This window comes from Arthrobacter sp. zg-Y1110 (assembly GCF_025244865.1).
In the GTDB taxonomy this organism is placed as follows: Bacteria; Actinomycetota; Actinomycetes; order Actinomycetales; family Micrococcaceae; genus Arthrobacter_B.
This window is the reverse complement of sequence record NZ_CP104272.1, coordinates 2,146,036-2,163,308: the sequence shown is the minus strand read 5'-3', so window position 1 is coordinate 2,163,308 and position 17,273 is coordinate 2,146,036. Positions and strand designations below refer to the sequence as shown.

Below are 17,273 nucleotides of genomic sequence, written 5' to 3'. Positions count from 1 at the left end.
ATTACCCCAAGGAGACACACTTTGAGCGCCACCGAATCTTCCATCGACATTGCACGGGCGGCGGCCAAAGCGGCCTCGGCCAAGATTGCGGACGATATCGTCGCAATCGACGTGAGCGAACGGCTCGCCATCACCGATGTCTTCCTCATTGCCTCGGCATCGAATGAGCGCCAGGTCAACGCCATTGTTGACGGCATCGAAGAGGAACTGTCCAAGATGGACCTCAAGCCCGTGCGCCGTGAAGGACGCAGCGAAGGCCGTTGGGTCCTGCTGGACTACGCCAACGTCGTTGTGCACGTCCAGCACGAGGAGGACCGCGTGTTCTACGCCTTGGAGCGTCTGTGGAAGGACTGCCCCGAGGTTGACCTTCAGCTCGAAGACGCTCCTGCCGGCGCCGAGTCCGAATAGCCTGTGACCATGAGCGCCCCTGCCCCTTGGGATCCGGATTCCGCGTCGCGCCGGGTGGTTTTCTGGCGCCACGGACGTACGGAATGGAACCGGGCGGGGCGCTTCCAAGGGCAGCAGGATATTGCCCTTGACGCCACCGGCCTTCGGCAGGCTGCCGAGGCGGCTGCAGTGCTGCGGTTCCTCGAACCCGACGCGATTGTTTCCTCGGACCTGAGCCGTGCCCTGGGCACAGGCAGGGTCCTGGCCGCCGAGACCGGTCTTGAGGTTGCGGAGGACAAACGCCTGCGGGAAACGTTTGCCGGCACGTGGGAAGGGCGTACCTTCACACAGATCGCGGAGCAGGACGCACCGCTGCTGAGTGCCTGGTCGGCGGGAGTAGGCAGCGCCCGGGCGGGCGGCGGGGAAACGCGCGTCGACGTCGGCCGGCGAGTCGCCGAAGCCGTGGGGGAGGCCGTCAGGGAAGTGCCTGCCGGCGGCACGCTTGTGGCCGTAAGCCACGGAGGAGCCATCCGCGCCGGAATCTGCGCCTTGCTCGGTCTGCCTACGGAGTCCTGGGCGGTCATCTCGGGAGTATCCAACTGCCACTGGTCGGTCCTTCAGGAAATCCCGGACCGGCATGGGAATTCCGCCTGGCACCTGGCCCAGCACAACGTAGGCCTGGACTCGCTCCCCAGCGGCCCGGTGGAGGGCTGAAAGACCCTCTTTCCTGCCCGGCAGGGGAGCACTGAGTGGATTTTGCGCTCCTGTTGATTTGTACTAAGGTAGAGGAGTTGCTTCGCCCCGGTGAACGGAAAAGTGAAGTAAACAACCTTTAGTTTTGGGGCTGTGGCGCAGCTGGTAGCGCACCTGCATGGCATGCAGGGGGTCAGGGGTTCGAGTCCCCTCAGCTCCACCAAAACCTTCGGGAAGCCGGAGGGTTTGCGGTGGAAAATCACTGAAAGTTTGGGGCTGTGGCGCAGCTGGTAGCGCACCTGCATGGCATGCAGGGGGTCAGGGGTTCGAGTCCCCTCAGCTCCACCAACAAGACCGCTGGAACACGGGAAATCCTGTGTCCGGCGGTTTTTTAGTGCCCGGAATGCTCCGGTTCGTTGTGACGTAGCTCTCAATACTGGTCCGCACCAGGTCTTCCGTTCTCTCCCCATCGGCCCTAGGCTACTCATTGTCACACTGACAATAAATCAGGAGAGCGTCATGAATGCAGTACTGGACTGGATGAACTCGCCGGCAGCATCCCTGCTTGGAGCACCCGTCAGCTGGATCGAAGTCATCGGGTTCGTCACCGGTGCAGCCTGCGTCTACGGTGTGGCCCGGCAGAAGGCCTGGAACTGGCCCGTGGGCATCATCAACAACATCGCGTTTATGGTCCTCTTCTTCGGCGCCGGGCTTTACGGGGAGACTCTCCTGCAGGCCGTGTTCGCCGCCGTGTCCGTTTACGGGTGGTACAACTGGGTCCGCGGCGCCAAGAACACGGAGCAGAAAAGCGACCTGCCCATCCGTGACGCCAGCCGGAACGAGGTGATCGCCGGCATCGCCGCCGTCGTCCTGGCCACCGCGGGGATCGCCATGATCCTCACCCACGGAACCGACTCCGAGGTTCCCTGGCCCGATGCCTTCGTCCTGGCCGCGTCGCTCCTGGCCACTTACGCGCAGGCCAAGAAGATTTTCCAGCACTGGTACGTCTGGATTGCCATCGACCTCGTCAGCGTTCCGCTGTACTTCTCCCGCGGACTCAACCTCACCGGCGTCCTCTACATCGGTTTCACCGCACTTTGCGTCTACGGTCTGATCGACTGGAAGCGCACGCGCACCGCGGCCGCCAGCCCGGCTGCTGCAGCCGGAAAGATACCGGCATGAACCTGTTTGGACAGGGTGTCGTGATCGGCAAGTTCTATCCGCCGCACGTCGGCCACCGGCACCTCATTGCCCGGGCAGCGGAGCAGTGCACCAAGCTCGCAGTCGTCATCCTGAGCAGCAGGTTTGAGAGCATCACCCTTGAAGACCGGGTGAAGTGGCTTGCCGCCGAGTTCGCGGAGACCAACGTATCCGTGATCGGGATGCCTGATGACTGCCCCGTGGACTACAACTCCCGGACCATCTGGAAGGCGCATAACGAGGCATTGCGCATCGCCCTCAAGCTGAAGGGAATCACAACCGTCGACGCCGTCTTCAGCTCCGAGGATTACGGCAGCGAACTGGCGCAGGACTTCGGCGCGGCCCACGTCATGGTCGACAGGCTCCGCACCGCCTATCCCGTCAGCGGCACCCTCTGCCGGGATGACCTCAGCGCAGCCTGGCGGAACATCATCAAAGGTGCCCGGCAGGACCTGGCCGTGCGCATCATCGTCGTGGGAGCCGAATCCACCGGCACCACCACCCTCGCCCGGGCCCTGACCGAGCACTACCGGGCAAGCTTCCCCGAGCTCGTCGACGTTCCCGAATTCGGCCGCCAGTACACCTACGACAAGTTCGCCGCAGTGCAGGAAACAAAGCCCGACGCCGTCCTGTCCGACATGGTCTGGACCGCGGAGGATTTTGCCGTCATCGGTGAACGGCAGAACGAGATGGAAAACGAAGCCGCCGCGCGGTGTCCGCTGGTCATCGCCGACACGGATGTGATCACCACCTCCCTCTTTGAGCGGGTGTACATCGGTGAGCAAAGCTATGGTTCCTACCATGCCGTCGACCGGCTGCCCCGCCGCGACCTCTACCTCATTACCGACCACGACGGCGTCGCGTTCGAGGACGACGGCTGGCGCGAGGCCGAGCACCCCCGCGCCGAGATGACCGAGTGGTTCAAGGAGGAGCTCACGGCAGCCGGGCACTCCTGGATCCTCGTTTCCGGCACTCCGGAGGAGCGGATATCCACGGCAACTGGGATAATCGACCTCATCATCGCCCAGCGGAACCGCTTCACCTCACCGCCCTGGGCAAAGCGGACGGTACTGACAGGAGCCTGATGGCCACCGAAGAAGAGCAGTTCCTTCAGGACTACGCGCCCAGGGAGTATCCCTCCGTGGCGCTGACCGTGGATCTGGTCGTCTTCGCCGTCAAAGGAAGCACCCTCCATGCAGCATTCGTCCGCCGCGGAGGGCACCCCTTCAAGGCTGCCCTGGCGCTGCCCGGCGGCTTCGTGGGGGCGGATGAGGATGCCCTCACGGCCGCCTGGCGCGAGCTGCAGGAGGAAACCGGGCTGGATCTGGGGGCGCACCGCGCCTACGTCGAGCAGCTCGCCACCTACAGCTCACCTGTTCGTGACCCGCGCATGCGCGTCGTGTCCGTCGCCCACCTGGCGCTGCTCGCAACCGACGGCAGTGCCCTGCCGGCACTGAACCCGGGCACCGACACCGCAGCCGCGCAGTGGATGCCCGTGTATGACGTCCTCGCCAATGAGACGCTGGCCTTCGACCACCGCGAGATCCTCACCGCGGCCCTGGACCGCCTTGCGGGCAAGATCGAATACACCCTCACTGCAGCCAGGCTCCTGCCTGAGGAATTCGCCCTCTACCAGCTGCGCCGGGTGTACCAGGCCGTGTGGAACACGGACAAGCTCGACGCCGGGAACTTCACCCGCAAGATGACCGGCGCCCTGCGCGACACCGGACGCAAGGTCGTCCGCGGGAAGGGCGCCCCCGCAGCGGTGTTCACCGTCAAGGACGAGTACCTCAGCCCGCCGATGATACGGCCCGCGGAGGGATGAGGCGCTTCCGCCGGGACTGGACCCTCAGCGTCCGTCCCGCCAGGTCCGAAGCACCCCGGCAACAATAAGGGCCTGCCCCGCACAGTAGGTCAGCATGACCAGGGGATTGGTCCAGTCAGGCATCTGCTCGGGCAGGAAGATCCGGCCGGACAGGATCGTGTCCGAGGCCAGGAACAGCAGGCCGCCGGCTGCCACCATCGGCCGGCACCGCGCCGCCGTCGCCGCAGTGCCGGCGAGGACAATGCCGTACGCGGCCACGGCCGGGGCCAGACCGCCCAGCGCAGGCCACAGCACCACGAGCATCAGCACCCACCACAGCGGGAAGACCAGTGCCCACCGCGGGATTCTCCCTGCAGCGGCGTACCGGGCCAGGAGCCAGATGTAACAGACGTGGGCGAGCCCGAAGGAGCCGAGCATTACCGGCAGTTCCGGTGCCGACGGGAAGAACGCGGCCGCGCCGTCACCGATCCAGGAGAAGAACAGGGCCGTAAGCAATAGGGCCGCCGGCAGCATCCGGCCGGCAGGCCCGCGGACGACGCCGCGCGCGCCCCACAGGGCGGCGATGGCAAGCAACGGCATCAGGGTGAGCTTGGTGGGCTCGGCGATGTCGGTGGCTTCGACCGCCCGCGCCCCGATATGAACGGCAGAGGCTGCTGCGAACGGCAGGAAACCCCACCACCACGAGCGGGGCAGGACGGTGGTCTGGCTTTGGGCGGGCGCGGCGGTCACGGCACTCCTTCGGGTCGGCTGCAGACCATCGTACGGTGACTCCGGCGCGATGGCCGTTAGGCGCCCAGCACCCGGTCCAGATAGGCGTTGGCGAAGACCCGGTCCGGATCCAGCTGCTCCCGTACCGCCAGGAAGTCCTTGAAGCGCGGGTACCGCTCCGCCAGTGCTGCCGCCTCCAGCGAATGCAGCTTGCCCCAATGCGGCCGCCCGCCGTGGGCGAGCATAAGTTCCTCGACGGCGTTGAAGTACTCGGCGAAGTCCTCCCGGTAATAGCGGTGCACGGCAATATAGGCTGTCTCCCGGCCGTACGCGGTGGACAGCCAGCGGTCATCAGCCGCCGCCCAGCGGACCTCCACGGGAAACGAGATCCGCCAACCGCGCTCCTCGATCAGCTCCCGCAGGGCGGAGAAGGCCGGGGCCACGCTGTCCGCCGGAACGGCGTACTCCATCTCCCGGAACCTCACGTTGCGCCGGGTGGTGAAGACCCGCGCCGAGGCGTCCGAATAGTCCCGGCCGCCGAGCAGCCGTGCCGCTGCGGCGTTCACGGCAGGGACAACCGCCGGGACCGCACTGCCCACGGCACAGGTACCCCGGAACACGGTGTTTGCCAGCAGGGAGTCGTTAATCCAGCGCGCAGCGGGACCGGGCGGACGGCAGCGGGCAGAGCCGGGCAGGCGGGTGTTCGCCTTGGTGGCAGCGCGGCCGGTGTGCGGAAACCAGTAAAACTCAAAATGGTCGGTTGCCTTCACCCTGTCGTTTAGTCCCTCGAGCACATCCGCCAGGGGTTCGGATCGCTCCTCGGCCTTGAGTACGAATGCGGGTACGCACTGGAGGGTGACGTCGGCGATGACGCCCAGGGCGCCCAGTCCGAGGGCGACGGCCGGAAGCAGGGGATCGTCGCCGCGCACGCTGAGCAGGCCGCCGTCGGGCTGGACCACGGTCACGCCCACCACTTGGGTGGCCATCCCGCCGAACCCGGCGCCCGTTCCGTGCGTCCCGGTGGAAACTGCACCGGCGATGGACTGCCGGTCAATGTCGCCGAGGTTCGGCATTGCCAGTCCATAAGGTTCCAGCAGCGCCGGAATCCGATGCAGCCATGTGCCGGCCTGTAACCGCACCCGGAACCTTCCGGTGTCCGCTTCGACTACCCCCTGCAGGGCACTGAGATCCAGCTGGACGCCGTCGGTGGCGGCAATGTCGGTGAAGCTGTGGCCTGCCCCCACGGCCTTGACCCGCTGCCCGGCACCGGCCGCGTCGGCCACGCACCGCTGGAGGCCGGCGGTATCGAGCGGCCGCTCCACGCGGAGCGGTTCCGCAGTAACGTTCCGTCCCCAGTTTTCCCACCCGGGGCCCGCCGCCCTCACAGGAACGCCTTCCCCTCGCCGCGGTAGGTGGGCAACGTGTCCACGATCTTCCCGCCGTCCACGACCTGGTACTCGTTGAGGTGTTCGGCCGGCTCGCCGCTCTTGGCGTGCCGGAACCAGACGCGGTCACCGGGATGCAGCGTCCCGGCGGCCGCACCGCGCAGGGGAGTCTGTACCTCTCCCGCCCCCTCACGCGGGAGGAAACGCAGGTCCGGCGGCCAGACCGGACGCGGGAGGCGGCTGGCTCCCGGCGGCCCCGAAGCGATCCATCCGCCGCCCAGCACGGTAGCGGTGTCCGACGTCGGACGGCGGACGACGTCGAACGCGTAGGCTGCTGCGGGGGCCGGCGTAAACGCACGGTAGTTGTCGAACAGGTGTCCGCCGAAGAGTCCGGAACCGGCCGTAATCTCGGTGACCGCCGGGTCCGCGCGCGTGGCTTCGATGGAGCCGGTGCCGCCGCCGTTCACGAATTCGAGCGGGGCCAGATCGCGCAGCCGCCCGGCAATGAGCTGCCTGCGGCCGAGGAGCTCGGCCATGGACCGCGGCTGCAGGTGCCGCATCAGGACATTCCGTGGGCCTGCCCCGGGAACCGCATCGCCCACGCCGGCCACCTGGGCTTCGTACATCATCAAACCCACCAGCGCGAAGCCCGGCCGGGCGGCAATCCGGCGGCCCAGCCCGACGGCGTCGTCCGGGGTGTGCAGGGGAGACCGCCGGGTGCCGATGAAGCCCAGCGCCGGCGCCTGCCAGGAGGCATCCGCATCCAGGCAGATACGCACTTCCGGGCGCTTCCCCGCCGGCGCCAGGGCATCCACCAGGTCCAGCTGGGACTCGTCGTCGACCATCAGGGTTACCCGGGAGGCCAGCCGTTCGTCGCCGAGGAGCCGGGTGAGGGCCGCCCGGTCCGTGCTGGGATATCCCACCAAAACATCCGTGCACCGCTCCGCCAGCCAGAGGGCTTCGGAGAGTGTGTAACCGAAGACGCCCCGAAAACCGGGAAGCTGAAGCAGTGCCTCTATGACGCCGCGGACGCGGAGGGACTTGCTGGCAACCCGCAGGGGCACGCCGCCCGCGCGCCGGAGCAGGTCCGCAGCGTTGGACCGAAGAGCCTCCAGCCCCAGCACCGCCACCGGTGCGGGCAGTGCCGCGGTGGCCTCCGACAATGCGGGCCAATAGGTTTCGGGGGTCAGCCAGGGACGGGACACTGCTGTTCCGGATGGATCCGGTGTTCCCGGAAAGCCGGGCGGGAACAGTTGCAGAGGGGGAGCCGGAGTCCCGGCGTCGTTGCGGTTACCCATGGTGACCTCCGTTGTCTGCACCCACCCTAAACGCGGAACACCGCACCCTCCAGCACGCAACGCTCGGCAGCAGCAGCGCAATGTCACAGACAAACACCAGACTTCCGGGTTAGGGTGGTCACATCCGCAGAGCGAAACCGCTCGCCACGCCGACTGGGAAGTCGTACACCACCAGAAGGCCGCATGAGCTTAACCGCATCCTCCACTGCACCCGTTGAAGAAGTCCCGAGCGAAAAGAAGCCGCGCCGGAATAACGTCACCAGCACCTACTCCGGACTGCTCAAAGCCGTCCGCGACGAAGGCCTGCTGAAGCGCCGGAGCTCTTTCTACATCACCACTTTCGTGTTCCTGTGCATCGGCCTGGTTGCCGCTGCCACAGGGTCTTTCTTTATCGGGGAGAGCTGGTTCCAGCTGCTCATCGCCGCGGCGCTGGGCATCCTCCTGACGCAGCTCGCGTTTATTGCGCACGAGGCCTCGCACCGGCAGGTCTTCGAATCGGGGCCGGCTAATGACCGGGCCGGCAAGTTCGTGGCAAACGCCGTCGTCGGCATCAGTTACCAGTGGTGGATGAACAAGCACAGCCGGCACCATGCCAACCCCAACACGGTGGGCAAGGACCCGGACATCGACATGGACACCATTTCCTTCCTTCCGGAGCAGGCGGCACGGCAGAAGGGCTTCATGGCCTGGTTCGCACGCCGCCAGGGATGGCTGTTCTTCCCGCTGCTGATGCTGGAGGGCATCAACCTGCATGCGACGTCCATCAAGCACCTGTTTGCGAACAAGCAGGTCAAGGGACGCATTTCCGAACTGGTCATGGTCTTCACCCGCCTGGGCCTGTACCTGGCTGCCGTGTTCTTCTTCCTGCCGGTGGGAATGGCCTTCGCCTTCATCGGTGTGCAGCTGGCAGTCTTCGGCGTGTACATGGGTGCTTCGTTCGCCCCGAACCACAAGGGCATGCCGATTCTCCCCAGGGACTCCAAGGTCGATTTCCTTAGCCGCCAGGTTCTGACTTCCCGGAACATTGTGGGCCGCGGCATGAACACCCTGATGGGTGGACTGAACTACCAGGTGGAGCACCACCTGTTCCCGAGCATGCCCCGGCCGTCGCTGGCCCGGGCCAGCGAACTGGTGAAGGAACACTGCTCCAAGCATTCCATCCCTTACACCGAGACCACGCTCGTGCAGTCCTACGCCATTGTGGTTCGGTACCTCAACGAGGTGGGGCTCTCCGCCCGGGATCCGTTCGACTGCCCGGTCCGGTCAAAGTACCGCATCTAGCGTGCTGATCCTCCGGAGCAACGGCAAATACCTGCGATCGAAGCATCTGACAGACTAGGAATATGACAAAAAACCCCGCAGACCGTCCGGCAGACAAAACCCCGGCGGCCCACCTCGGCATGCGCATGGAGGATTCCCTGCATGCGTGGCGCGATGAACGTGCCCGGAAGCGGGGGGACGTGCAGATAGTCCTTCCCTTCACCGGATACGGCTCCACGGAATGGGTGCGCGTACTTGGCCGGGTCATCCTGGCCAAGCCCGGTTATTTCGACGGCGCTGAAAAGTCGATGGCGTCCAAGGCGATCGCCGACGGGATCCGCGGCTGGCGGAACTTCATGAGCCCGCCGGTCAACAAAGCCACGGTCACCGTGGTTGTGGGCGACCAGAAGCATGTGGTCACCGCGGACCGAGGGGGAGTGGTTGACGCCGTCCTTCCTGCGGATCTTGCTCCGGGCTGGACCACCGTCCTGCTCCGTTCCGAAGACGGCGAGGAAACCACCGCGCCGGTCTACGTGGTGGATCCCGCAGCCGAGGTGGGCGTGGTGTCGGACATTGACGACACCATCATGGTCACCGCCCTTCCACGGCCGATGCTGGCAGCCTGGAACACCTTTGTCCTCGATGAGCACGCCCGAACGCCCACGCCGGGAATGGCTGTGATGATGGACCGCCTGGCACGGGAAAACCCCGTGGGCCCGGTGCTCTACCTCTCGACCGGCGCCTGGAACGTCGCCGCTACGCTGACCCGGTTCATTACCCGCAACCTGTATCCGGCCGGTCCGCTGCTGCTGACCGACTGGGGTCCCACCACGGACCGCTGGTTCCGCAGCGGCCAGGCGCACAAGCGCAGCCAGCTGGAACGGCTGGCCCAGGAATTCCCGGACATCAAGTGGCTGCTGATCGGCGATAACGGCCAGCACGACGAAGAAATCTACGCCGACTTCGCCCAACGCCACCCGGAGAACGTCCGGGCCATTGCCATCCGCCAGCTGTCAGCCGGCGAAGCGGTGCTGGCCGGTGGACGGACGGGCAAGCCGGGGGAGACCCCGGTGGACGTCCCCTGGATCTACGCGCCCGACGGCGCCGGGATGGCCCGTCAGCTCGCGGAGCTCGGGCTGCTTACCGACGAGGGGTAGCTTTCCCGCTTTCAAGAATCGGCTCGTGCCCTGGGAGGTCCCAGGGCACGGGCCGTTTGGCGTTTTAGGGCAGTTCTGCCTCAGTGATCGTCATTCCCCAGGGAACGCCTTCCGCCCCGGTCACCGCCACGTCAATGATGCCTGCGGCGGGCCGCACATCCACCGTCGCGGTGGTGGTTGCGCCCTCCTGCCCACAGGAGAACGTCACAGGGCCGATGTTCGCAACGTCAACGGTGACGGTGCTGGCCTGGGCACAATTTGCGTGGAAGGTAAGGGCCTCGGCACCACTGCGGAGACCATGGACGGCGAAACTGCCGCCGTCCGCGTCCTCCATCTGGGTAACGAGGACAGCTGCACCCGGGTCCGGCGCCGAGACCGGGAAGGCCGATCCGGACGGGGCCCGCGGGCTCTGGGTTACCGGGGTCTCCGGGGCAGCGGAACCTTCCGCTGTTTCTGCCGTTTCGGCTGCCGAACAGCCGGACAGGAACATAGCGCCAAAAGTAAATGCGGCAATTGCCGGCAGTGCGATTCTGCGCTCTTTCACTAACATTGGTTCCCCCTTTTTAGTGGGGAGGCCCTCCATGTTGTCTAACCCGGATTTCCGGGCGGCTGACCCCTACGGATGGTGCTTAGCGGTACGCAGTTCAAATGGTGTTTCTATGTGGAGTCTTGCTTTTCCGCCGGACAGTGTCAACCTTTACGGGCCCATTCCAGGGGTGCCCCTGTGCCCTGGTCACGCGCTATTCCGCGCTTTTAGCGGTGATTAAACTAATTTCCGACAACGGTGTTTCCGGGGGTATTTTCCCTTGGTTTAACGGTGCGAATTCAGGGCCGGGCGAAGGACATCGTAAGCCCACGCCGCCAGGGAGGTGGGGGTGGAGGTCATCAGGCTGCGCGGGTCCTCCGGGGTGAAGTCCAGCTGCCCGCGGGACATCCCCAGGATCCCCTCAATCCGGGCCTCCGTTAGTCCGGCACCGCGCAGCATGCCGGCATACTCCGTCTCGGATATCTGCTCCGCGGCCAGCGGGCGGCCGACGGCGGCACCAACAATTGCGGCTATCTCCCGGAGCGACAGGTCCTGCGGACCGAGGACTCCCAGGGTGTGCCGGCCGTGCCAGTCCGTGGCGAGCAGCCGCGCGGCTGCGACGTCACCAATGTCCCGCGGATCGACCCACGGCATCCGGTGGCCCACCGGGAGGATACTGATCAGCACGCCGGCGCGCACGGAGTCCAGGTCAGCGAGCAGGTTGGTGAAGAAATAGCCGCAGCGCAGGTGCGGCACGTGTGCGCCCGTACCGTTCAGCAGTACTTCGGTGCGGGCCAGCCCGTCCACTTCGCCGAACCCGCTGCGGACCTCGGCTCCCACACTGCTCTGGAACACCACGCGCGGAACGGCATTGGCGGTCACCGCTGCGGCGGCCGTTTCCCCGAACCGCTCATAGCCGTCCAGCGGGTCGTCGTCATCGCTGGGCGGATCCACCCAGTACAGGGCATCTGCGCCGAAGGTGGCACGCAGGACGGCGTCCTCATCGTCCTGGTTGCCCTCCACCAGGTCGCAGAACCGCCGGAGTCCGGGCTCCAGCCGGGAGGCATCCCGCAGCAGGGTCGTCGGCCGGACGCCTGCCTGGATGAGCAGCCTTAGGACCCGGGAACCAACGTGCCCCGTGGGCGTGGTGACAACAATCTTCATGGCGCTGTCCCTTGTCCGGCGGCATCCTTGGTGCGGCGCGGCCTGGTTGCGGTCTCTGCTGCGGGGGAGTCTAACGGTCCGCCCGCACGGCAGGAAAGGGAGGCGCGGGGCTATGCGTCGCCGTCGGACTCCGTGTTGATGATCCGCAGGATGCGGCGCAGGTCCATGGCCAGGGCCGCCGTCGCGTCCACGGGGCTGTCGGCCGAGCCTGAGGTGTTGACCAGGCGCACCAGCTCCACGAGCGCCTCGGTTGCCGTGGAGTGCTCCTCGCTTTCCGGATCCCAGGCCTCCACCGCTTCGGCGCAGCCGTTCACTGCCTTGGCCAGCGGTACGGTCAGGGCGGCCGGGACAGCGACGTTCTGCGGATTCCGCCAGATGGCGTCAGTGAGGACTTCGGTCATATCCTTCACATGCCGGGTGGCACGTTCCATGGCCCGCAGCGCCCGGTAGTCGGCAGTGAAATCACGGCTGTACTTGCGGCTGCGGATGTTTCCGTGCCGGCTGGTGTCCGCCAGCTCCACGGCTTCCCGGACCTCCTTGGTCAGGGTATCCAGTTCGCTCTCGCGCTGGGACCAGTCCTCGTGTTTGGGCGGCCAGGTTTCCTCCAGCGCCGTCCCCATGTCCCGCAGCTGCCGCGCCAGCGATTTCCGCAGCGTCACCAGCCCGTTGACGGCGCCGTTCAGGTGCAGGGGCGGGAAGACGAGGGCGTTTACGGCCAGCCCGACAATAACGCCGACCAGCATCTGCACGCCGTAGCCGAACGAGTAGCCGTCCGGATCATCACCGCCCAGGAGCAGCACGAACAGCGCAGCCATCGGCACGTATTCCCGGCCGGACGCGCCCAGGAAGGACAACCCGCCGAGCAGCACGCCAATGCCGACGATCACGGATATGGTCCAGACATTCGGGGTGCCGATCAGCAGGGCCCCCAGCGCCAAAAGCATGCCGGTCACCAGGCCCGCGAGGGTTTCCATGCCGGTGCGGAAGGAACCGGAGACGGTGGGGTACATGCTGACAATGGCGCCCAGCGGAGCGTAATACGGGTACTGCGAAGCCACCCCCGGCACATGCGGGGCAAGTGTCCAGGCTATGCCGACAGCGAGGGTGGCCTTGAAGGCGAGCTGGAAGCGGGTGACGCGCAGGACTCCGGTTACCCGGTTGGTAACGGCACTCAATGACCGTTTGGGGATGGTTTTTTCGCCAGTGGTCATGTTTCGAGTATGGCCCGGGCCCAACTCAGGAAACGACTTTTCAGCCCTGCCGGGCACCGGATGTGGGGAGCGGCACTATGCTCCGGCGGCCCAGCACATCGGCCAGCCGGTCCAGGAACAGCCGGACCTGGACGTTTTGTTCGTGGATCAGCAGGGCAAAGATGCTGCGTGCCAGCCGGATTTCGGGGACATCCAGCACCACTGTGCCGGCCGGCCGGTTCAGCATCGCCAGTTCCGGCACCAGCGCCGCGCCAAGGCCCGCGGAAGCCATGGCCAGGCTGGCGTTGAAGTCATCGCAGTATGCGGCCACCTGCGGGTGGAGGCTGCAGCTGGCGAAGAGCCGCTCAATCACCAGGGCATCGGGGGTACCTGGATGATGCATGATCCAGGGCATCCCCGCCAGCTGCTCGGCCGAGACCTCGGCACCGCTTTGGATGCCCCAGGACTCGGGCAGCACCACACGGAAATTATCGTCGCCCAGCCAGCGGCGGCTGATGGAGGACGGCCAGGCCAGTCCGCCCTGGCCCACCTGGTACACCAGTGCGACGTCGAGGTTCCCTCCCGTGCGCAGGCCCTGGATGGTCTGTGCGGGTTCGGCGACGGAAAGCAGCAGGTCAATTCCCAGATCCCGCCACTGGGGCGAGGCCAGCAGTTCCGGCAGGGCGAAGGTGGCCAGGCTGGGGAAGATGCCCAGGCGGAGCACCTCCGAGCTGCCCGGTCCGGGACGGGCCGCTGCCGCCAGGAGGGCATCCATGTCGGTGAGCACCTTGACGGCGTGCCGGGCCATAACGACGGCGGCTTCCGTGGGGGAGGCGGTGCGGGCGGAACGCTCGAACAGGCGCGCACCGGTGTCCTTCTCCAGGGCGGACATCTGCTGGGACACTGCCGAGGCCGTGTAGCCCAGCCGCAGGGCGGCTCCGGCAAACGACCCGGTGCGGAGGACCTCCAGCAGCGTCTTCAGGTGCACGGGGTTCACCATCCTGCCCCTCCTTCCTCGCCCCTGCGGGGCCGACCACAATATCTAGTGTTGGCGGGTACTAGACCCGACACGCCCACGGTACGCGACACGCGTGAATCTTGCCTGCCTCGTCACATGTGCATCGCGTTCTGCACAGGCTGTGGAGAACCCCCGCCGGGCCGCGGGAATCCCGCCTATTTACGCGGCATCCCCTGTGCACAAACTGTGGACGGCGGCCCCGTGTAATGACATACTTGTAATACATCATGTAGGGGTTCCACCTTGGGGGGCGCACTAGATGTAGTGTCTGGGCATGGAACTGGATGTAGTATCTAGGAACAGACTTCGAGAGCTTCACCAAGCTCCACAAGCAACTTTTTGAACACGACGAACGTCCAGTATCGCCGGCTTCATCAGGCACCATCCAGCATCACAGAACAGACTTCACGCTTCACTAGGGGAGACCACGCCATGACCGTTACGGTTTACACCAAGCCCGCCTGCGTACAGTGCAACGCCACTTACCGTGCCCTCGACAAGAAGGGCATTGTGTACCAGAGCGTGGACATGTCGCAGGACCCCGAGGCCCTCGAGCGCGTCCGTGCCATGGGCTACATGCAGGCACCCGTTGTCGTCACCGAGCAGGACTCCTGGTCCGGCTTCCGGCCCGACAAGATCGAAGAGCTGGCCCAGGCACAGGTTTCCTCCGTAGCCTAGGGAACCGCCGGGCCCCGTCCGGCTTCCCGCCGCAGCACCTCGCATCACGCACCACCCGCGCAACACCCGTCAGGAGCGCAGCAACCATGGCACTGGGGATGGCAGACCAAGCCGGCTTTGCGCCGGCATCGGCATCCGCAGGGGATGGACAACCGGAAACGGACGCCTCCCTGATTTACTTCTCCTCAGCCTCCGGGTATACCCGCCGCTTTGTGGAAAAGCTCGGGATCTTCGCGGCGGCTCTCCCGCTCCACACCTCCCAGCCCACACTGCTGGCTACCCGGCCCTACGTACTGCTGCTTCCCACCTACGGTGGAACGGCAGCACAGCCGGGGGCCGTGGCCCGGGGCGCCGTTCCCAAGCAGGTCATCAAGTTCCTGAACAACGAGCGCAACCGCTCCTTGATCCGGGGTGTGATCGGGGCGGGCAACACAAACTTCGGGGACTCCTATTGCCTCGCGGCGGACATCATCGCCGTGAAGTGCCAGGTCCCCGTGCTGTATCGATTTGAACTCATGGGCACGTCCGAGGACGTTGCCAAGGTTAACGAAGGATTGGAAAAGTTTTGGACACATCAGTCGCAGAAGCCGGCATGACGGACTCCAAGGAGCTCCCGGAGGCTTACAAGGACCTGGGCTACCACGAGCTCAACGCCATGCTGAACCTGTACGGCAAGAACGGAGAGATCCAGTTCGACGCCGACCGCGCTGCTGCGCGCCAGTACTTCCTCCAGCACGTTAACAACAACACGGTCTTCTTCCATGACCTGGAAGAGAAGCTGGAATACCTGGTCAAGAACGACTACTACGAGCCGGAAACGCTCGACCAGTACTCCATGACCTTCATCAAGGAGCTGTACACCCGCGCCTACAAGAAGAAGTTCCGCTTCGAAACCTTCCTCGGCGCGTTCAAGTTCTACACCTCGTACACGCTGAAGACCTTCGACGGCAAGCGTTACCTGGAGCGCTACGAAGACCGTGTCTGCATGGTTGCCCTGCACCTGGCACGCGGCGACGAGCAGCTCGCCACGCAGATGGTGGACGAAATCATCGAGGGCCGCTTCCAGCCGGCCACCCCCACGTTCCTCAACGCCGGCAAGGCCCAGCGCGGCGAGCTCGTCTCCTGCTTCCTGCTGCGTATCGAAGACAACATGGAGTCCATCGGCCGCTCCATCAACTCCGCGCTGCAGCTCTCCAAGCGCGGCGGCGGCGTCGCCTTTGCGCTGACCAACATCCGCGAGGTCGGCGCGCCGATCAAGCAGATCGAGAACCAGTCCTCGGGCGTCATCCCCGTGATGAAGCTCCTTGAGGACAGCTTCTCCTACGCGAACCAGCTCGGTGCCCGCCAGGGTGCCGGTGCCGTATACCTGCACGCCCACCACCCGGACATCAACCGGTTCCTCGACACCAAGCGTGAGAACGCCGACGAGAAGATCCGCATCAAGACCCTCTCCCTCGGCGTCGTCGTCCCGGACATCACCTTCGACCTGGCCAAGCGCGACGAGGACATGTACCTGTTCTCGCCGTACGACGTCGAGAAGGTCTACGGCATGCCGTTCTCCGACATCTCGGTCACCGAGAAGTACTACGAGATGGTGGACGATTCCCGGATCAAGAAAACCAAGATCCGTGCCCGCGAGTTCTTCCAGACCCTCGCCGAGATCCAGTTCGAGTCCGGCTACCCGTACATCATGTTCGAGGACACGGTGAACCGGGAGAACCCGATCGACGGCAAGATCATCATGTCCAACCTGTGCTCGGAAATCCTCCAGGTTTCCCAGCCCACCACGTACAACGATGACCTGTCCTACGACGAGACCGGCAAGGACATCTCCTGCAACCTCGGCTCGCTGAACATTGCCAAGACCATGGACTCGCCGGACTTCGGCCGGACCATCGAGACGGCTATCCGCGCGCTGACCGCCGTTTCGGACATGAGCCACATCGGTTCGGTTCCGTCCATTGCCAAGGGCAATGACATGTCGCACGCCATCGGCCTGGGCCAGATGAACCTGCACGGCTACCTGGCTCGCGAGCGGGTCTATTACGGTTCCGAAGAAGGCATCGACTTCACGAACATCTACTTCTACACGGTGGTCTACCACGCCGTGCGGGCGTCGAACCTGCTGGCCATCGAGACCGGCCGCAAGTTCGCCGGCTTCGAACGCTCCAAGTACGCCACGGGGGAGTACTTCGACAAGTACACCAACCAGGAATGGGCACCGCAGACCCAGCGGGTCCGCGAACTGTTCGACGGCGTGCACATCCCCACCCAGGCTGACTGGGAGGCGTTGAAGGCTTCGGTCATGGAACACGGCATCTACAACCAGAACCTGCAGGCCGTGCCGCCCACCGGCTCGATCTCCTACATCAACAACTCCACCTCCTCCATTCACCCGGTGGCGTCGAAGATCGAGATCCGCAAGGAAGGCAAGCTGGGACGCGTTTACTACCCGGCTCCGTACCTGACGAACGACAACCTGGAGTACTACCAGGATGCGTACGAGATCGGCTACGAGAAGATCATCGACACCTACGCCGCTGCAACCCAGCACGTGGACCAGGGCCTGTCCCTGACGCTGTTCTTCAAGGACACCGCAACCACCCGCGACATCAACAAGGCGCAGATCTACGCCTGGCGCAAGGGCATCAAGACCATCTACTACATCCGCCTGCGCCAGCTCGCGCTGGAAGGCACCGAGGTTGAGGGCTGCGTTTCCTGCATGCTGTAAGGCCTGCCCGAACTGCATTCCCTTCCCCGAACTTTTGAAGACAAGGAATTATT

General features: G+C 65.2%; 17 protein-coding genes and 2 tRNA genes. 12 read left to right on the top strand and 7 right to left on the bottom strand.

Annotated features, from left to right (window positions below; translation table 11 throughout):
* Nucleotides 1-21 precede the first annotated feature (21 nt).
* The 7 genes from rsfS (at nt 22) to N2K99_RS10040 (ending at nt 4,105) form a co-directional block, all read left to right on the top strand.
* Entirely contained in the window at nt 22-408 is a 387-nt protein-coding gene (gene rsfS, locus N2K99_RS10070; RefSeq protein WP_227921091.1) for a ribosome silencing factor, read from the top strand.
* 9 nt (nt 409-417) lie between these two features.
* Nucleotides 418-1,101: a histidine phosphatase family protein gene (locus N2K99_RS10065; RefSeq protein ID WP_227921092.1), complete on the top strand. Its 684-nt coding sequence runs from the start codon at nt 418-420 to the stop codon at nt 1,099-1,101.
* 126 nt (nt 1,102-1,227) lie between these two features.
* A tRNA-Ala gene (locus tag N2K99_RS10060) sits at nt 1,228-1,303 on the top strand.
* 49 nt (nt 1,304-1,352) lie between these two features.
* Nucleotides 1,353-1,428, top strand: a tRNA-Ala gene (locus N2K99_RS10055).
* A gap of 171 nt (nt 1,429-1,599) precedes the next feature.
* Nucleotides 1,600-2,262, top strand: coding sequence for a nicotinamide riboside transporter PnuC (pnuC, locus tag N2K99_RS10050; protein ID WP_227921093.1), 663 nt, complete (start codon nt 1,600-1,602; stop codon nt 2,260-2,262).
* Entirely contained in the window at nt 2,259-3,365 is a 1,107-nt protein-coding gene (locus tag N2K99_RS10045) for an AAA family ATPase (protein ID WP_227921094.1), read from the top strand. Before pnuC ends, N2K99_RS10045 begins: the two co-directional genes overlap by 4 nt.
* Nucleotides 3,365-4,105 carry an NUDIX domain-containing protein gene (locus tag N2K99_RS10040; RefSeq protein ID WP_227921095.1) on the top strand — a complete coding sequence of 247 codons (741 nt, stop codon included), beginning with the start codon at nt 3,365-3,367 and terminating at the stop codon, nt 4,103-4,105. The genes N2K99_RS10045 and N2K99_RS10040 overlap by 1 nt, the downstream gene beginning before the upstream one ends.
* A gap of 24 nt (nt 4,106-4,129) precedes the next feature.
* Here N2K99_RS10040 and N2K99_RS10035 read toward each other — a convergent pair whose 3' ends face one another.
* Genes N2K99_RS10035 through N2K99_RS10025 form a run of 3 tightly spaced genes read right to left on the bottom strand, consistent with a single transcriptional unit; the run spans nt 4,130 to nt 7,496 of the window.
* Nucleotides 4,130-4,834, bottom strand: a complete 705-nt coding sequence (locus N2K99_RS10035) for a lysoplasmalogenase (protein WP_227921097.1) — start codon at nt 4,832-4,834, stop codon at nt 4,130-4,132.
* A gap of 56 nt (nt 4,835-4,890) precedes the next feature.
* Entirely contained in the window at nt 4,891-6,198 is a 1,308-nt protein-coding gene (locus N2K99_RS10030) for a D-arabinono-1,4-lactone oxidase (protein WP_227921100.1), read from the bottom strand.
* On the bottom strand, nt 6,195-7,496 hold the full coding sequence (locus tag N2K99_RS10025; protein ID WP_260554622.1) for an amino acid deaminase/aldolase: 1,302 nt from the start codon (nt 7,494-7,496) through the stop codon (nt 6,195-6,197). Before N2K99_RS10025 ends, N2K99_RS10030 begins: the two co-directional genes overlap by 4 nt.
* 183 nt (nt 7,497-7,679) lie before the next feature.
* Between N2K99_RS10025 and N2K99_RS10020 the strand changes: the two genes are divergently transcribed.
* A complete protein-coding gene (locus N2K99_RS10020) occupies nt 7,680-8,777 on the top strand; it encodes an acyl-CoA desaturase (RefSeq protein ID WP_227921104.1) in 1,098 nt (365 codons plus the stop codon).
* Between the two features lie 62 nt (nt 8,778-8,839).
* Nucleotides 8,840-9,913 carry an App1 family protein gene (locus N2K99_RS10015; RefSeq protein WP_227921107.1) on the top strand — a complete coding sequence of 358 codons (1,074 nt, stop codon included), beginning with the start codon at nt 8,840-8,842 and terminating at the stop codon, nt 9,911-9,913.
* Nucleotides 9,914-9,977: 64 nt separating this feature from the next.
* On the opposite strand, the gene N2K99_RS10010 is transcribed toward N2K99_RS10015, so the two are convergent.
* The 4 genes from N2K99_RS10010 to N2K99_RS09995 all read right to left on the bottom strand — a co-directional run bounded on the left by N2K99_RS10010 (nt 9,978) and on the right by N2K99_RS09995 (nt 13,793).
* The gene (locus tag N2K99_RS10010; RefSeq protein WP_227921109.1) at nt 9,978-10,403 is read right to left on the bottom strand and encodes a hypothetical protein; all 426 of its coding nucleotides are present in this window, start codon (nt 10,401-10,403) and stop codon (nt 9,978-9,980) included.
* A gap of 321 nt (nt 10,404-10,724) precedes the next feature.
* Nucleotides 10,725-11,603 carry an NAD(P)H-binding protein gene (locus N2K99_RS10005; protein ID WP_227933673.1) on the bottom strand — a complete coding sequence of 293 codons (879 nt, stop codon included), beginning with the start codon at nt 11,601-11,603 and terminating at the stop codon, nt 10,725-10,727.
* Between the two features lie 110 nt (nt 11,604-11,713).
* The gene (locus N2K99_RS10000; protein ID WP_227921113.1) at nt 11,714-12,814 is read right to left on the bottom strand and encodes an aromatic acid exporter family protein; all 1,101 of its coding nucleotides are present in this window, start codon (nt 12,812-12,814) and stop codon (nt 11,714-11,716) included.
* Nucleotides 12,815-12,854: 40 nt separating this feature from the next.
* Entirely contained in the window at nt 12,855-13,793 is a 939-nt protein-coding gene (locus tag N2K99_RS09995; RefSeq protein WP_227921116.1) for a LysR family transcriptional regulator, read from the bottom strand.
* A 450-nt stretch (nt 13,794-14,243) separates the two neighbouring features.
* Between N2K99_RS09995 and nrdH the strand changes: the two genes are divergently transcribed.
* The 3 genes from nrdH to nrdE all read left to right on the top strand — a co-directional run bounded on the left by nrdH (nt 14,244) and on the right by nrdE (nt 17,220).
* Nucleotides 14,244-14,489 (top strand): glutaredoxin-like protein NrdH, encoded by a 246-nt coding sequence (nrdH, locus tag N2K99_RS09990; RefSeq protein WP_146361766.1) that lies wholly within the window; start codon nt 14,244-14,246, stop codon nt 14,487-14,489.
* A 98-nt stretch (nt 14,490-14,587) separates the two neighbouring features.
* Nucleotides 14,588-15,085, top strand: coding sequence for a class Ib ribonucleoside-diphosphate reductase assembly flavoprotein NrdI (nrdI, locus tag N2K99_RS09985; protein ID WP_227921118.1), 498 nt, complete (start codon nt 14,588-14,590; stop codon nt 15,083-15,085).
* On the top strand, nt 15,082-17,220 hold the full coding sequence (nrdE, locus tag N2K99_RS09980; protein ID WP_227922734.1) for a class 1b ribonucleoside-diphosphate reductase subunit alpha: 2,139 nt from the start codon (nt 15,082-15,084) through the stop codon (nt 17,218-17,220). Before nrdI ends, nrdE begins: the two co-directional genes overlap by 4 nt.
* Nucleotides 17,221-17,273 lie beyond the last annotated feature (53 nt).

Excerpts from the sequence above, each read along its gene's own strand:
- N2K99_RS10065 (WP_227921092.1), top strand. The coding sequence starts at position 418 with ATGAGCGCCCCTGCCCCTTGGGATCCGGATTCCGCGTCGCGCCGGGTG.
- pnuC (WP_227921093.1), top strand. The coding sequence starts at position 1,600 with ATGAATGCAGTACTGGACTGGATGAACTCGCCGGCAGCATCCCTGCTT.
- N2K99_RS10045 (WP_227921094.1), top strand. The coding sequence starts at position 2,259 with ATGAACCTGTTTGGACAGGGTGTCGTGATCGGCAAGTTCTATCCGCCG.
- N2K99_RS10040 (WP_227921095.1), top strand. The coding sequence starts at position 3,365 with ATGGCCACCGAAGAAGAGCAGTTCCTTCAGGACTACGCGCCCAGGGAG.
- N2K99_RS10025 (WP_260554622.1), bottom strand. The coding sequence starts at position 7,496 with ATGGGTAACCGCAACGACGCCGGGACTCCGGCTCCCCCTCTGCAACTG.
- N2K99_RS10020 (WP_227921104.1), top strand. The coding sequence starts at position 7,680 with ATGAGCTTAACCGCATCCTCCACTGCACCCGTTGAAGAAGTCCCGAGC.
- N2K99_RS10015 (WP_227921107.1), top strand. The coding sequence starts at position 8,840 with ATGACAAAAAACCCCGCAGACCGTCCGGCAGACAAAACCCCGGCGGCC.
- N2K99_RS10010 (WP_227921109.1), bottom strand. The coding sequence starts at position 10,403 with ATGTTCCTGTCCGGCTGTTCGGCAGCCGAAACGGCAGAAACAGCGGAA.
- N2K99_RS10005 (WP_227933673.1), bottom strand. The coding sequence starts at position 11,603 with ATGAAGATTGTTGTCACCACGCCCACGGGGCACGTTGGTTCCCGGGTC.
- N2K99_RS10000 (WP_227921113.1), bottom strand. The coding sequence starts at position 12,814 with ATGACCACTGGCGAAAAAACCATCCCCAAACGGTCATTGAGTGCCGTT.
- N2K99_RS09995 (WP_227921116.1), bottom strand. The coding sequence starts at position 13,793 with ATGGTGAACCCCGTGCACCTGAAGACGCTGCTGGAGGTCCTCCGCACC.
- nrdH (WP_146361766.1), top strand. The coding sequence starts at position 14,244 with ATGACCGTTACGGTTTACACCAAGCCCGCCTGCGTACAGTGCAACGCC.
- nrdI (WP_227921118.1), top strand. The coding sequence starts at position 14,588 with ATGGCAGACCAAGCCGGCTTTGCGCCGGCATCGGCATCCGCAGGGGAT.
- nrdE (WP_227922734.1), top strand. The coding sequence starts at position 15,082 with ATGACGGACTCCAAGGAGCTCCCGGAGGCTTACAAGGACCTGGGCTAC.